This is a genomic window from Halobacillus naozhouensis (genome assembly GCF_029714185.1).
In the GTDB taxonomy this organism is placed as follows: Bacteria; Bacillota; Bacilli; order Bacillales; family Halobacillaceae; genus Halobacillus_A; species Halobacillus_A naozhouensis.
The window spans coordinates 1076559-1091977 of sequence record NZ_CP121671.1 but is presented as its reverse complement, the minus strand read 5'-3'; the positions used below and the strand labels follow the sequence as shown (position 1 = coordinate 1091977).

Below are 15419 nucleotides of genomic sequence, written 5' to 3'. Positions count from 1 at the left end.
GAAGGCTTTTATGATGAGGTAAGAGGACCATAAACTATGGTCCTACCTCCCATTATTTAGCGTGGACCCGGCTTTTCGCTTCAATCCGACGACGATGAAGAATCGGCTCAGTGTACCCACTTGGCTGCTCCAAACCTTTAAATACCAAGTCACAAGCAGCTTGAAAAGCTACAGAATCGTCATAGTCCGGAGCCATATTTCGATACTCTGGATCAGAAGCATTTTGCTGATCCACTACTTTAGCCATTCGTTTTAATGTTTCCAGCACCTGTTCCTCCGAGCATACTCCGTGATGAAGCCAATTCGCGATATGCTGGCTAGAGATTCTTAATGTGGCACGGTCTTCCATCAGCCCGACATTATTAATATCAGGTACTGTCGAACAGCCAACTCCTTGCTCCACCCAGCGCACAACGTAGCCTAGAATCCCTTGAGCATTATTATCCAGTTCTTCCTGCACTTCCTCTGGAGTCCACTGCGGATCAGCTGTTAACGGAATTGCTAAAATATCATCCTGCTGGTCCGTTAGTGATTGTGATAAATGATTTTGTACATCGCGTACATCTACCTCATGATAATGCAGTGCGTGCAAAGTAGCCGCGGTTGGCGATGGTACCCACGCAGTGTTGGCACCTGCTTCAAGATGTCCGCCTTTCTGTTCCATCATGGCTTTCATCATGTTCGGCATCGCCCACATCCCTTTACCGATTTGCGCCCTGCCCTGTAATCCACTTTCCATTCCTGCTTTTACATTCGATTTCTCATAGCCTTGAAGCCACTTCGAAGACTTCATGTCATTCTTACGGATCATTGGACCATGCGCTTCCATGGAAGTATGGATCTCATCACCCGTTCGATCGAGGAAACCTGTATTAATGAAGACGATCCGCTCTTTTACTTCATGAATAGCTGCTTTTAAGTTTAAAGTAGTACGACGTTCTTCATCCATTACGCCAATTTTTAACGTATTACGGTCTAAATCAAGCAAGTCTTCCGTACGATTAAAGAGTTCATTCGCGAACGCGACTTCCTCGGACCCATGCATTTTTGGCTTAACAATATAAACTGAACCTTGAGTAGAATTTTGATAGTTTCCATTTCTTAATACATCATGTTTCCCTAACAAACCGGTGATAACAGTATCTAATACCCCTTCAGGAACTTCGTTTCCATCCTTATCAAGTACAGCATCGCTTGTCATTAGATGACCGACATTACGGACAAACATGAGCGAACGTCCAGGTAGCGAGAATTCCTCTCCCTCTGGTGAAAAGTACGTCCGATCAGGGTTTAATGTTCTCGTAATCGTTCGGTCACCTTTTGTAAACGTTGTTGATAAATCCCCTTTATATAAACCTAGTAAATTGCTATAGACGAGTACCTTATCCTCAGCGTCGACCGCAGCAACCGAATCTTCGCAGTCCATAATGGTCGTTAAGGCGGATTCCACAAGAATATCCTTTACACCAGCCTTGTCTGTTTTCCCGATTGAATCGTCTCGATCAATTGCGATTTCAAAATGAATGCCATTGTTTTTAATTAAGAGGGCTTCAGGTTGCTGCGGTTGCCCAGTATATCCTGTCAACTGTTCGTGTTCTTTTAGACCGACTGTTTTGCCATTACTTAACGTAGCAGCTAATTTGCCGCTATTGACGAAGTAAACCTCTACTTCTTTATGGGACCCTTGTTGTAAAGGTACAACTCGATCTAAAAACTCCTTAGCATAAGCAATGACCTTCTCACCGCGGAGAGGATTGTATGATCTTCCTATTTCCGCCCCATCCTCTTCACTAATCACGTCAGTTCCGTAAAGAGCATCATACAGGCTTCCCCAACGAGCATTTGCTGCATTGATCGCATAACGAGCATTATTCACGGGCACCACAAGCTGAGGACCTGCCTGATGTGCAATCTCATCGTCCACATGTTCAGTAGTGATTTGTGCCTCTTCCACAGGTGGTTCCAAGTATTGAATCTCTTTTAAAAACGACTTGTAATTTTCTTTGTCAAAATCATGCTTATGTTCTTTATGCCACTCATTTATCTGCTGTTGCATTTTATCTCTTTTAGCTAACAAGCGCTTATTTTTGGGAGAAAGATCTTGAATGATAGCTGCTAAACCATGCCAAAACTCCTCACCTGTCAGTCCGCTTCCAGGTAGGGCTTCCGAATTAATAAATTCATATAAAACAGGGGATACTTGAAGATTTTCAATTTGGACGTATTCCTTCATAGGTCATTTCCTCCTTAAAATGAATAGGTTTACTGGCGGAATGCATTCTTGACGAGTTCCCGCAACTGTTTCTGCATTTCACTCGCAGCTGAGGGCCTTTCCAATATATTCGGCCTTCCATTCAGCTACACCTTCCCGCGTCTCACCTTTTATAATATAATAAATATTCAGACACCAAAAATACATATATAGAATGTGATGTATTCAATTTAGTTATAATTGATTTTTCGCTAAAAACTGGAGGAATTCTATGGATATTCGACATTTGGAATATTTCTCAGAAGTTGCCAAACATTTAAGCTTTACGAAAGCAGCCGTTTCCTTACATGTATCTCAACCTTCCATCAGTAAAGTTGTTAAAAACTTGGAAGATGAATTAGAAGTCCCCTTATTCTATCGATCCAAACACCTCGAATTAACAGATGCCGGAAAAGCCGTGTTAGCCAATGCCAAGGATGTGCTCGAGGCGTTCTCTAACTTAACATCAGAACTTACAGATATTATGGAATTAAAAAAAGGTGAAATAAGAATCGGCATCCCTCCCATTATTGGAGCAGCTTTTTTCTCAAAACTGATTACTCATTTCAAAGAAATTTATCCATTCATTGAAATCAGTTTAACGGAGGTAGGCTCGAAGGAAATTAAGCGCGGAGTGGATGAAGGTTCCCTCGATATTGGCTTGATTTGCAATACTCCTATAAAAAAAGAAAACTTTGAAATCGTCAGAGTTATCAAAGATCCTTTAATGTTAATCGTACCTAGCTCTCACCCATTAGCCGAGCACCCATCCGTCGATTTATCGGGATTGCAAAATGAACCCTTTATTTTGTATCGAGAAGACTTTACTCTCCATGACCGGATTATGGAAGAGTGTGGATTGAAAGGATTCGAACCGAAAGTCGTCTGCCACAGTTCGCAAAAAGATTTTATGATTGAAATGGTTGAAGCTAAGCTCGGGATCGCCTTGTTACCCAGTAAAATCTGTGAAAAAATTAATAATCCGGAGATAAAGGCGGTTTCCTTAACGAATTCTAATATCAACCTTGAGTTAGGGATGGTGTGGAAGAAGAATAAGTACTTACCGTACAGTGTCCGGGAATTTATCGCGATGGCGAAGGGGTTTGTGACGTAAAATCGGGGTTACTACTTTTTACTTGGAGTAAGCATAAGAAAAACCCCTGCTAAAACAGGGGTTTAAGGTATTTCTGTAGTAATGGAGCATAGCGGGCTCGAACCGCTGACCTCTACACTGCCAGTGTAGCGCTCTCCCAGCTGAGCTAATGCCCCGTCTGAATCGACAATAATTATTATATCGTTTCAACTTTATCTAATCAATACTTTTTTTAAATAATTGTACATTTCATATAATGAAAGCCTCCCTGCAACAAAAGGGAGGCTTATTCATTCTTATTAAGCATTCACTGGTTCACGATTGTTCCCATTACCACTTGTTGTCATAAGCGTAACCACAATCAAGACAATAACGGCAATCGGAACGGCAATAACGACACTATTGATATCGAACGGCTTTTGCAAGATCAATTCCCATACTAATGTGGCTACTACCCCTGATAGCATAGAAGAAATGCCGCCGATCGCATTGACACGTTTCCAGAAGAAGACAGCGAGTAATGCTGGTGTTAAACCGGCTCCATATACGGTGTAAGCATACATTTGTACGCTGAGTACAGTTGGGAAATACCTAATCAGCAAGTAAGAAAGCACACCCAGTATAACGATGAAAAGACGTGTCATGCCCAACAATTTTTTATCTGAGGCTTCTTTATCAACATAATTGCTATAAATATCATATGTCAAGTTGGTCGCTGCAGATAGCAGATAGGAATTACCTGTCGTGATGATAAAGGAGGCTGCTGAAGCAAGTAAAATTCCGCCAATCACTGTCGGCAAAGCAAGCGTTGTTGCCATCAAGGCCATCCCAGGATCAATATTAGGGAAAATAGAACGTGAGGCGAAGGCAATAATCGAAATAGATGGTGAAATGATAATCATGGCAATCAGCCAGCCGATTTGACCCTTTTTAGCAGAACTGTCGCCTTTAGATGAAGCAAGGCGCTGATACATATTTTGGTCACCTAATAATAGAAACAGTGATGGAAGCAGGTAACCCATCAGCTGGATTGTTGTTAAACCGCCAGTTGCTGTCATATGAGATTCTGGGACGTTGGCAACGATGTCTCCCCAGCCACCAGCAACTGCAATAATCGTAGGCACTGTAATGATAAGCCCACCAACCATTAAAAAGCCACTGATCGCATCGGTTTGGGATACCGAACGCAAACCGCCGATCATCGCTAAAAAGATAATCATGATACCGCCAAGCAGTGTACCTAATCCTACAGACATGCCTGTGGTCAAGTTTAATATAAAACCAAAGCCCTTCATTTGATAAGACACAATTCCTACATAGGCCAGAATAATAATTACACTGGCAATATTCCGTGACTTACGGCCATATTTCGCCTGCAGAATGCCTGATACTGTAAATTTACCGAATTCACGGATTTTTGGTGCAATGACATAAAGAATAATAATACCTAACAGCGTAGGAAGCATCAGCATTAATGCAGGCCAAATTCCGTAACTGAAGGCCATTGAGGTCTCACCGCCAGAAATACTTCCGCTCCCTGTCCATGTAGCGAGCAGTGTCCCCATTAATACGAAAGGGCCCAAACTCTTTCCAGCCAGAACGAAGTCTTCACTTCCTGACACTTTTTTTGATGTAAATATTCCAATACCGATCATGACAACGGCATAAAGTCCGATAAACCAAAGTAAAGTCGGATCATTTTGCAATTCCATAACTACATACTCAACTCCTAAGATTAAAAAATAATTTCAAATTTAATTGTCCAGACTATTTTCTCCCAATCACAGCGTGTTATACGAGCTCGTTGACACAACGTTATCTAACCTAACACAGTTTCATAGATTGTGAAAATAGCTATTATTTTCTAAAAAACAGCTGTTTTATCGCTATTTATGAGTATGTTATTTTTTCACAAAGTGACTTATCACCTCTGTGACATAGCTTAGAGAAATTGCATTATTATTGCGAAACTTTAAATAAATCAAATTCGAGTAGCTAAATACTATTGAAAAAATAAGTCTAAATACCTACAAAAGCCTGTTGGCATTTATTTGCCAACAGGCTTTATTCCTTAAGAAATAATAGCTTTTACTCGCTGCCTAATTAAATTACTCAACAATTGTTTTCCGTCCCTAGTTCCAATCGATTCTGGATGAAATTGCACCCCTTCTATCGGCAAACTTACATGCCGGATCCCCATGATTTCCCCTTCTACAGTTGCAGCAGTCACTTCAAAGCATTCTGGCAATCCATCTAGATCCACTATTAATGAGTGGTAGCGCATCGCTTCCATCGGATTACTTAGTCCTTCATAAATACCCTGAGCATCATGATGGACTTGTGAAGACTTCCCGTGCATCAGTTGATCGGCGCGAACCACCTTTCCACCAAAGCTTTGGGCAATTGTCTGATGACCGAGACACACTCCGAAAATCGGTACCTCTTCTTTAAAATACTTAATGATTTCCAGTGTGGTCCCTGTCTCATCTGGGGAACAAGGACCTGGTGACAACAACAACAAGTCTGGCCGCATTTGCTTAATTTCAGCTATGCTCGCCTGATCATTACGCCGGACAACGATTTCTTCACCTAACTCGCCTAAGTATTGCACGATGTTGTAGGTAAATGAATCATAGTGGTCGATCATATATATCACTCTGCTCAACTCCTCTATGCTCAGCCTCTCTTCCTATTTAACAAGCTCACGGACACTCTTGTTGAAACGTTCAAGAGCGTCTGCCTCTTCTCCATCCTTAAATGCCTCAATCTCATCTTCAATCAAACGGATAATCTTACTCCCAATAATGACACCGTCAGCATGTTCGCGCACCAGGTTGACGTGTTCATTAGTCGATATACCGAACCCTACGGCAACAGGAACGGAACTATGCTCTTTTACTTTTTTAATAAAAGTTAAGACATCCGCAGACATTTCATTTCGTTCCCCTGTTACACCAAGTGTTGATACACAATAGAGAAATCCGTTCGCATGCTCAGCAATCTGCTTAATTCGTTTGTCTGAATTCGGGGCTACAAGGGAGATAAATTCTACGTCACGTTCAGACGCCAGCTTGCGTATTTCTTCACTTTCTTCAAAAGGTAAATCAGGGATCAACACCCCTTCTGCACCGTTTTCATCAAGCAGCTCAAAGAATCGGTCATACCCTAGCTGCAGCACTGGATTATAATAAGTGAAAATAACAACTGGAATCTCAAGACCCGCCTGGCGCATCTCAGGCACGAGTTCAATGGCTTTCGTTAACGACATCTCATTTTTTAAAGCACGTTTGGCAGCACGTTGAATAGTAGGACCATCTGCAAGTGGATCAGAATAAGGAATGCCAAGCTCAAGCACATCTGCCCCTGCTTCCTGTAATCGAAGGGCAAATTCAATCGTAAGTTCTGGAGTTGGGTCCCCCGCTACAATAAAAGGAATAAACAAATCTTCGGTCTTCGTCAGTTTACCCTTGAAAGATGTTTTCGTGAGCATGTTACTCCTCCTCCTGAAAATGCTGCATTAATGTCGCCATATCCTTATCTCCGCGTCCTGAAAGATTAATCAGGATCGTTTGATCGGAGCTCATTTCTACTGCTTCTTTAAAAGCCTGGGCCAGCGCATGGGCGCTTTCAATCGCCGGAATAATCCCTTCCTGTTCCGTCAAAAGCTTCAACGCATCTAGTGCTTCTTTATCGGTAATCGACTCATATCTGACCCGCTTCGTTTGGAAGAGGTGAGCGTGCTCCGGACCAATGCCTGGGTAATCTAATCCAGCTGAGATCGAATAGGGCTCGGTTATTTGTCCATTTTTATCTTGCATTAAATACGTCAGTGAACCGTGTATGACACCCGGGTTCCCTTTTGTTAACGTTGCAGCGTGTTCAGAAGTCTCGATTCCTTTACCGGCTGCTTCCACCCCGATCAGCTCAGAAGCATCCTCCAGAAATGGATAAAACATCCCCATTGCGTTACTCCCGCCGCCAACACAAGCGTAGATCCGGTCAGGAAGCTCTGCTTCAACCTCTAAAAATTGCTGTTTCGATTCATCACCAATCACACGCTGAAAATCCCGGACCATTTTCGGGTAAGGGTGTGGGCCAACCACAGATCCAATCAGATAGAAATGGTCTTCACAATTCGCTACCCAGTATCTAATCGCTTCATTTGTGGCATCCTTCAGCGTCCCATTACCGCTGGAAACCGGAGTAACCTTCGCACCGAGCAATTTCATACGGAACACATTTAACTCCTGGCGGCGAATATCTTCTTCGCCCATGAACACCTGACATTCAAGGCCAAACTTGGCTGCTACAGTCGCAGCGGCAACCCCATGCTGACCAGCCCCTGTTTCAGCGAGAATTCTTTTTTTCCCCATCCGTTTGGCAAGCAATGCCTGGCCAATTGCATTATTCATCTTGTGAGCCCCGGTATGGTTCAAATCTTCTCTTTTCAGATAGATTTTTGCTCCGCCTAAATGTTCTGTCATTTTATCGGCAAAACTTAATGAAGTAGGGCGCCCGGCATATTCTTTCAATACATCATGGTACTCCTGAAGGAAATCTGGGTCATCCATTGCTTTATTTAATTCCTCTTCCAGTTCCTGCAGCGGCCCCATTAACGTTTCAGGAACATATTTACCTCCAAAATCTCCAAATCGACCTTTAACATCCGGAAACACTTGCAACATGACGTTCCACTCCTTTCATAACGGCTTGAATTTTATTAAGATCCTTTTGCTCATCTGTTTCAATTCCACTTGATACGTCGATTCCATCTGGATGATCATCCATTAACTGCTCAATATTATCTGGGTTAATTCCGCCTGCTATAAGACAAGATACGTTTTGGGCATTCGCTGCCTCAAGATAGTTTCCAATTGCATTCCAGTTAAATCGAACTCCCGTGCCGCCATGAGATCCGGCGACCTTCGAATCGATCACATAGCCATCAACTACACCTTTAAAGAGGTCCATTTGCTCTAAGCCGTTTTCCTGATGATGGATTACCTTCCATACCGGCAGATCAAACGATTCTTTAATTTTCAAAATATCTGATACTGTTTCTTTGCCATGAAGCTGAATAACATCCAATGGCGCAAAAGCCAACACTTCGTCTAACTGTTCCATAGAAGGTTCTACAAAAACACCGACGATTTTTTGCTGAGGACGCACTCTTCTTATCCACTTACCAACCTGTTCTGGACGCACATAACGCTTCGTACTATTTACAAATATAAACCCGAGGTGAGTCGCTGATGAAGAAGCCGTCTTCTGCACATCACGTAAGGACCGATTGCCGCAAAATTTCACTAACGGTTCAAGCATCACACGTTCACCCCTTTCATTAATTGTTCAACTGCCTGTTTTATATTAGCTTGGCGCATCAACGATTCTCCGACTAACACGGCTTCTGCCCCATAACCGGCAACCTGCTCAATGTCTTCATGAGTAAATATCCCACTTTCAGAAACGAGTAAACAGTCGCTCGGCACCAGTTTCGCTATCTGTTTCGTCTGCTCAAGTGTCGTCTCAAACGTGTGCAGATTACGGTTATTAATCCCGATAATCTTCGGGGTGAATTCCTTTAATATCCCTTCTAGCGTCTCCTCACTGTGTACCTCAACCAGCACTTCAAGGCCCGCTTCATACGCCTGTAAATAAAGCTCATGCAGTTTGCTTGCTTCAAGAGCTTCTCCAATTAGCAAAATCGCGTCCGCACCAATCAACTGACTTTCTGCCACTTGAACAGGATCGATAATGAAATCCTTCCTCATTACCGGCACATCTACAAACTTTTTAATATCTGTTAAAAAATCACGATGTCCCTGAAAAAAGTGTTGATCTGTTAACACTGAAATTGCCTGTACTCCAGCATCAGAGTACTGTTTTCCAACCATCACATGATTAAAATCCTCACGAATAATCCCTTTTGATGGTGATGCCTTCTTCACTTCAGCTATCAAGCCGGCTGCATAAGGTGATTGTTTCAAAGATTGATAGAAAGAGTGTTTCGCTACATTTGCTTCCTCAGGCAAATACAATCGTTCTATCTCTTGTTTTTTTATAGCTAAAATGGTTTCAAGCATACTGGCAATTCTCCTTTTCTTCCTGGATCGATGTGAAATATGTTTGTACGCTTCCGCTGTTGATCGCGTCCTTGACACGTTTTACGCCATCCGTTAAGCTGGCAGCTTTTCCAGCCACGTAAAGCCCCGCTGCTGCATTCATCGTCACGATTGTCATCGCACTGTCATTGGCTTCTCCCGATAGGACTTGTTGAATTAACTCAGCACTCTGCTGACTATCCGTAATTTGAATCTCTGCAAGTTTTCCTCTTGTGAGTCCAAGGTCTTCAGGGGAGAGGGTAAATCTTTCAATCTTGCCGTCTTTCAACTCTACAACATCCGTTACCCCAGTCATCGTAATTTCGTCCAATCCGTCCCGGCCGGTAACGAATAGTACATTTTTACTCCCTAGCTGTCTCAGCGTTTCTGCCATTTTTTCAGCGTAAGACGTATCATAAATTCCGATCAACTGGCGCCGGGCATTAGCAGGGTTTGCCATCGGACCAAGTAAATTAAACACCGTTCGAAAACCGAGTTCCTGACGAGCTGGAACCGCATGTTTCATCGCCTGGTGATAATTAGGGGCAAACAAAAAGGTCATCCCTTTTTCCGTAATCGCCTTAACACCTTGTTCTGGTGTTGAAGCGATCGGGACCCTCAGTGCTTCTAAAACATCAGCACTTCCGCTCTTGGAGGATACTTTACGGTTGCCGTGCTTGGCAACTTTCACATCAAGTGCCGCCAATATAATCGAAACGGCTGTAGAAATATTAAAGGTGGAACTGCTGTCGCCTCCGGTACCGCACGTGTCAACGAGATCATCCGGTGCCATTTCAAGCTTTGTCATCTTAGCGCGCATCGCTCGGACGAACCCCGTCATTTCTTCCACAGCTTCACCTCTGTGACGCATGATGGAAAGCATACTCATGAGCTGTCCTGTGGATACCTCACCGTTCATGATCTGAGTCATAGTCTGATAAGCTTCTTCCTCTGTTAATACGTTGCCTTCCACTAAGCTGCTTAATTGCTGTTTCATTTTGTCTCAGCTCCCTCTCTACTCTGCTCAAATAACTGCTCTGCTAGCTCAATCGTCCTCTTTAAGGCACTCGCTTTGTTTAACGTTTCTTGGTACTCTGTCTCAGGGTCAGAATCAGCCACGATGCCAGCTCCTGCCTGTACGTATACTTTTTCATTCATCTTAGTCATCGTCCGGATCGTAATACAAGAGTCGATGTTGCCATCAAACCCTAAATAAACAATGCCTCCTCCATAAAGATGTCTTGGAGTTGGTTCCAGTTCTCGTAAAATTTGCATCGCCCGGACCTTTGGTGCTCCAGATAGCGTGCCTGCCGGGAAAGCTGAAATCAGGGCATCAATTGGAGAAATCTCCTTTTTCAATTGGCCTGTTACTTTACTGATAATGTGCATAACTTTGGAAAAACGTCCGATGGTCATATAATCATAAACGTTGACTGTTCCGTACTCAGAGACTCTCCCAATATCATTACGGGCTAAATCGACTAGCATCCGATGTTCTGCCTGTTCCTTCTCATCGGCCAGCAGCTCTTCAGCCAGGGCATCATCTTCCTCTTGTGTTGCGCCTCTTTTTCTTGTGCCGGCGATCGGATGAATTTCTAACAGCTGTTCCTGCACCTGCAGCAGCCGCTCCGGTGAACTTCCAATCACTTCTACCTCGTCAAAATGTAAATAAAACATATATGGTGAAGGATTCACTTTTCTTAAAACCCGATACAGTTCAAAGCCGTTTCTATTGGTTATTGCCTCAAAACGCTGCGACAAAACGGCTTGAAAGATATCTCCTGCTCGAATGTACTCTTTGATGGTTTCTACATCCTGTTTAAACACAGGCTTTTGATAATTACTGGCAAATTTTATAGACGGTGTGAGATTTTCTTTTTCATCACCAAGCATTAAATCGGGCAAGAAGTTCTGACCTTTTAAGGCTCTCTCTATCGTTTGTAATCGTTCTTGTGCCGAATAGAATGCCTGATCTACTTCCGTGTCTTCACCGAGTCTGGTATAAGTCAGAATGGTTGCTTCCTTTGTTCGGTGATTGTAAGCAATGAGTGTCTGGCAGAATAATAGATGGTAATTGGATAAGTCTATATCATCCTGGATCGCTTGTGGCACAGGCTCATAATCAGAGATCGCATCATAGGCCATATAGCCGACTGCCCCACCTTTAAATGGTAAAGAAACCTCAGCAGGCTGCACGTCAAGCTGATCGACTGTACTTTCGTAGGCTTCTTTAAAGGAAGACCTTTTCTCCTCTCGACCTGTACGAACATCACGGATAACAAAATAACCTTCGTTCTGTTTAATTTCTATCATTGGATCTAACCCAATGAATGAGAAATTAGACCATGGAGATTCCGGGTCCTGGCTTTCAAGCATATAAACGGCTTCATCTTTCAATGCGTGAAACATGTGAATGGGTGTTAACGTATCGGTGTAAAACGTTTTAGTGATGGGAATCGTTTTAAATTCCTTGACGCTTGCAAGGAACGATTCCAGGGTAGTATTACTCATATGCGGACTCACCTCTCCATAAAAATTTTTATGGAAAATGAGACGTTGAGGGGTATAAATAGGGGATGAAAAATCAAAATTTGGCTCAGGCAATCCAAACGGCTCCTCATGTCCAAGGATCCCTAGCTCTCTCTGCTCAACTCATCCTATTTCCTCAACTCATCTAATCTCATTCTCAACTCTAAATACTTTCGTAACAGTGTATAAAATTCTGATAATAAAGTCAAACGTTTTCGTTTAAAAAAGGAAACCAACATGATTGCTTAAACGTACAGAAACCATCAGAACGAATGAGGAGGTAAACTTATGATTTTGCTAATGCAGGACGTCACACGAGTTATTCAGGAGAACTTTGCAATATTAGCTCCATTATTCATCATTCAGCTCTTACTTATGATCGTAGCCCTCATCAGTTTAGCAAAAGTTGAAGCAGCAAACGGACCGAAGTGGATGTGGGCCATTATTATTATTTTTATTAATATTATTGGTCCAATTATCTATTTCATTTTTGGAAAGCGAGATTATTAATAATGATTAAAGTCGACCAGCTTACTAAATTGTACGGCAAAAACACTGCTGTGAAATCCCTCAGTTTTCAACTATCTCTTGGAAACTGTATTGCCTTATTAGGTCCAAACGGCGCCGGCAAGACAACCACATTAAGAATGATGTCGGGATTAATTCGCCCAACAAGCGGTTCAATTAACCTTGGCACTTCCAACCATAAGGATATTAGAAGAGAGATCGGTTACCTTCCTCAACACCCTCACTTTCACCTTTGGATGACAGGCAAAGAGTTCCTTATCTATGTAGGACAGCTTGCTTATTTAAGTAAAAAAGAAGCAAGAAAAAAGGCGGAACTTTTAATAGAAAGAGTTGGGTTAAAAGACGCTGCCAAACGTAAGATCGCTACCTACTCTGGCGGAATGAAACAGCGCCTGGGGATCGCTCAAGCGATGATCCACCGGCCGAAGCTGCTGATGCTGGATGAACCTGTGTCAGCCCTCGATCCCATTGGCCGGCGCGATGTACTTAACTTAATGGAAGAATTAAAGCGGGAAACAACACTGCTTTTTTCTACTCATATTCTCAGTGATGCAGAAGAAGCAAGTGACGAAATTTTATTAATGCATAAAGGATCGATCGTTGAATCTGGTCCGTTAGATCAGCTAAGAAAAAGACATCATGTGGACAAAATTTCAATCCAGTCAGAACTTCCTCCAGAGGTTTTGAAGAGTAAGGTCGATCAGCTGGATTTTATTAATCGTGTGGAAAGAGATAAGCAGCGACTCGATTTATATGTGAGCGACATAAAATCTGCGCGCGAACAGCTTTTAAAACAATCTTTAGAAGAAGGATGGGATTTGGAGCATTTCGAGGTTGGACGAATAACGCTTGAGGATTTATTTATGAAGGTGGTGAATGGGCATGCAGTGGATGACCGTTTTTAAAACAGAATCGATCGGAGCGTGGCGTAATTATAAATTGATTTGGGTACCACTCGTATTTATATTGCTCGGAATTATGGATCCACTATCTACCTACTATTTGCCGCAAATTCTCGAGTCTGTTGGCGGGTTGCCTGAAGGAGCAACAATTGAAATTCCTACTCCTCCCCCTGCGGACGTATTTATGATGAGCATCGGCCAATTTAATATGATTGGCATAGCTGTTCTCGTCCTTATGTCCATGGGCACAATTGCCAACGAACGCAAGAGTGGAATTGCAGAATTGATTCTCGTAAAGCCGGTCCGCTATGGCACGTATGTGACAGCCAAATGGGCAAGTATTGTCGTGCTGAGTTTGCTTAGCATGATGGCCGGAATACTTGGCAGCTGGTACTATGTCAACCTCCTGTTCGGTGAGTTAAGCTTTGAACTAATAGGGGCTGCTGCAGGTTTTTACGGACTTTGGATAATCTTTGTGATTACCGTGACCATCTTCATGAATACCCTGGTAAAAACGCCCGGCTTAGCAGCGTTCTTATCAATCGCCACATTGGTCGCAATGTTTATTCTTAGTATGATATTGGCTCATATCATAGAATGGAACCCTTCACTTCTTACATCGTACCTGGGCGACATGCTTCAAACTGGTTCAATTCCTGACAACTTATGGGGAACAGCAGTCGTAACCATCCTGCTTATTACTGCCCTGCTCATCTCAGCAAGCTACATCCTGAAACACAAAGAACTCGCCTGATCACACCCATATTTAACCACCTCAGGTCATCCATAAATTGGATGACCAATTGGATGACCTGAGGTGGAAATGTTTATTAATTATTCTACACTTCTTCCGGGGTTTTTCTAAATCCGTAAAAAGCGCGATATCCACGATCAGTATAATATTCTTTCGAGGAACTGGTAGCCAGCATTTCAATTCTAGTACTTGGATAGCAGCCATGCGCTTCCTCCATGAGCTGTTGAGCTATCCCTTTCTTCCGATAGTCTTCTTTAATAAGCACTTCACAAATATACAAGGTTACTGCCCCATCTGTCAGGCCTCTTAAGTACCCTACGACTTCCTGACCATCCACTGCTACTAAAGCAAGATCCGAATTCAGTAAGGCCTGCATCGTTTCCTCACTATTTTTTACAAGATTGCTCCATTCTTCTTGTTGCAATAATGACTGAATCATATCGAAGTCATTTTCCTGAAAAGTACGAATTGCAAAGTTACTCATTGGATACTCCCCTTTTAATAGATGGTTTTTAATCAGTCTTCTCTTTCTGAATCATCCCATGAAACTCTAGATTTTCTACTAACTTACTTATATAACGAATGACTCTGTATCCTGGTTTCAGATTATTTTATCGAATCACTCTTAACAAACTTTTGAAAGCTTTTCTAATCTATCTCGATTTATGCTAAAATATGATCTGTATATGATAACGTTGTTAGTTAACACAGGGAGTGTACATATGAAAGTCATCAATAGACTATCTCTTGTAATCTGTTTTATTCTATTAGCAGGCTGCTCGTCTGGGCCTGACCTTTCGTTAGGTCACCTAAAAGAACTTTATCCAGAAACTTTTGCAGCCCCAATAGATTCCTTACCACAGGAAAAGCAAGATAAGCTGGGACTTCCAGAAAAGCTTCCTTTTGACCTGGAGGCGTTGAAAGCAAATGTTAAAGGCAGTGAAGCGGAGATTGTTTATCAATCAAAATCTGAAGTTCAAGCCCTTGTTCGCACGATCTTCAACCCAGGCAATAATCTACAAGAATCCGAGTTGCAAATTCCTCTCGACGCAGGAGGCGTTGCAGGTGTTCAAAAACGAGACGACCATGTTTTTGTAGAATGGTATAATGGAGATGATGATGTGATTTACCAGCTCAAATATACTAGTAATAACAAAGAAGAACGCCTCAAGAAAGCCATGGAAATCACCAACTCTATATCTTAGATAAAACCGTCACCTTCTTAAGTGGCGGTTTTGTTATTAGTTTTTCTTGAAAGTAG

Annotated in this window: 15 protein-coding genes and 1 tRNA gene; 5 read left to right on the top strand and 11 right to left on the bottom strand. The window is 42.5% G+C overall.

All coding sequences use genetic code 11. The features are described 5' to 3' along the window. Nucleotides 1-52 precede the first annotated feature (52 nt). Complete coding sequence (locus P9989_RS05645) at nucleotides 53-2233, bottom strand: malate synthase G (RefSeq protein WP_283077828.1); 2181 nt, start codon at nucleotides 2231-2233, stop codon at nucleotides 53-55. Between the two features lie 250 nt (nucleotides 2234-2483). Here P9989_RS05645 and P9989_RS05640 point away from each other — a divergent pair, with 250 nt between their 5' ends. Next, complete coding sequence (locus P9989_RS05640; protein ID WP_283077827.1) at nucleotides 2484-3365, top strand: LysR family transcriptional regulator; 882 nt, start codon at nucleotides 2484-2486, stop codon at nucleotides 3363-3365. A gap of 82 nt (nucleotides 3366-3447) precedes the next feature. On the opposite strand, the gene P9989_RS05635 is transcribed toward P9989_RS05640, so the two are convergent. The 9 genes from P9989_RS05635 to trpE all read right to left on the bottom strand — a co-directional run bounded on the left by P9989_RS05635 (nucleotide 3448) and on the right by trpE (nucleotide 11956). Beyond that, nucleotides 3448-3520: transfer RNA gene (locus tag P9989_RS05635), tRNA-Ala, on the bottom strand. 123 nt (nucleotides 3521-3643) lie between these two features. Then, nucleotides 3644-5056: a sodium:solute symporter family protein gene (locus P9989_RS05630; RefSeq protein ID WP_283077826.1), complete on the bottom strand. Its 1413-nt coding sequence runs from the start codon at nucleotides 5054-5056 to the stop codon at nucleotides 3644-3646. A 359-nt stretch (nucleotides 5057-5415) separates the two neighbouring features. Further along, on the bottom strand, nucleotides 5416-6000 hold the full coding sequence (locus tag P9989_RS05625) for an anthranilate synthase component II (protein WP_283077825.1): 585 nt from the start codon (nucleotides 5998-6000) through the stop codon (nucleotides 5416-5418). Between the two features lie 33 nt (nucleotides 6001-6033). Further along, complete coding sequence (trpA, locus tag P9989_RS05620; RefSeq protein ID WP_283077824.1) at nucleotides 6034-6834, bottom strand: tryptophan synthase subunit alpha; 801 nt, start codon at nucleotides 6832-6834, stop codon at nucleotides 6034-6036. Between the two features lies 1 nt (nucleotide 6835). After that, entirely contained in the window at nucleotides 6836-8029 is a 1194-nt protein-coding gene (trpB, locus tag P9989_RS05615) for a tryptophan synthase subunit beta (RefSeq protein ID WP_283077823.1), read from the bottom strand. Then, nucleotides 8004-8666, bottom strand: a complete 663-nt coding sequence (locus P9989_RS05610) for a phosphoribosylanthranilate isomerase (RefSeq protein ID WP_283077822.1) — start codon at nucleotides 8664-8666, stop codon at nucleotides 8004-8006. The genes trpB and P9989_RS05610 overlap by 26 nt, the downstream gene beginning before the upstream one ends. Beyond that, the gene (trpC, locus tag P9989_RS05605; protein WP_283077821.1) at nucleotides 8666-9427 is read right to left on the bottom strand and encodes an indole-3-glycerol phosphate synthase TrpC; all 762 of its coding nucleotides are present in this window, start codon (nucleotides 9425-9427) and stop codon (nucleotides 8666-8668) included. The genes P9989_RS05610 and trpC overlap by 1 nt, the downstream gene beginning before the upstream one ends. Then, nucleotides 9420-10442 (bottom strand): anthranilate phosphoribosyltransferase, encoded by a 1023-nt coding sequence (gene trpD, locus P9989_RS05600; RefSeq protein WP_283077820.1) that lies wholly within the window; start codon nucleotides 10440-10442, stop codon nucleotides 9420-9422. Before trpD ends, trpC begins: the two co-directional genes overlap by 8 nt. Beyond that, a complete protein-coding gene (gene trpE, locus P9989_RS05595; RefSeq protein WP_283077819.1) occupies nucleotides 10439-11956 on the bottom strand; it encodes an anthranilate synthase component I in 1518 nt (505 codons plus the stop codon). Before trpE ends, trpD begins: the two co-directional genes overlap by 4 nt. 306 nt (nucleotides 11957-12262) lie before the next feature. On the opposite strand from trpE, the gene P9989_RS05590 reads away from it, so the two are divergent. From P9989_RS05590 to P9989_RS05580, 3 genes are read left to right on the top strand one after another with little or no spacing between them, the layout of a single operon-like run. Next, complete coding sequence (locus P9989_RS05590; RefSeq protein ID WP_283077818.1) at nucleotides 12263-12484, top strand: PLDc N-terminal domain-containing protein; 222 nt, start codon at nucleotides 12263-12265, stop codon at nucleotides 12482-12484. A 2-nt stretch (nucleotides 12485-12486) separates the two neighbouring features. After that, nucleotides 12487-13407, top strand: a complete 921-nt coding sequence (locus P9989_RS05585; RefSeq protein ID WP_283077817.1) for an ABC transporter ATP-binding protein — start codon at nucleotides 12487-12489, stop codon at nucleotides 13405-13407. Next, a complete protein-coding gene (locus tag P9989_RS05580; RefSeq protein ID WP_283077816.1) occupies nucleotides 13385-14158 on the top strand; it encodes an ABC transporter permease in 774 nt (257 codons plus the stop codon). Before P9989_RS05585 ends, P9989_RS05580 begins: the two co-directional genes overlap by 23 nt. An 85-nt stretch (nucleotides 14159-14243) precedes the next feature. On the opposite strand, the gene P9989_RS05575 is transcribed toward P9989_RS05580, so the two are convergent. Continuing rightward, entirely contained in the window at nucleotides 14244-14642 is a 399-nt protein-coding gene (locus P9989_RS05575) for a GNAT family N-acetyltransferase (protein ID WP_283077815.1), read from the bottom strand. 238 nt (nucleotides 14643-14880) lie between these two features. On the opposite strand from P9989_RS05575, the gene P9989_RS05570 reads away from it, so the two are divergent. Next, nucleotides 14881-15363 carry a hypothetical protein gene (locus P9989_RS05570; protein WP_283077814.1) on the top strand — a complete coding sequence of 161 codons (483 nt, stop codon included), beginning with the start codon at nucleotides 14881-14883 and terminating at the stop codon, nucleotides 15361-15363. The last annotated feature ends 56 nt before the right edge of the window (nucleotides 15364-15419 follow it).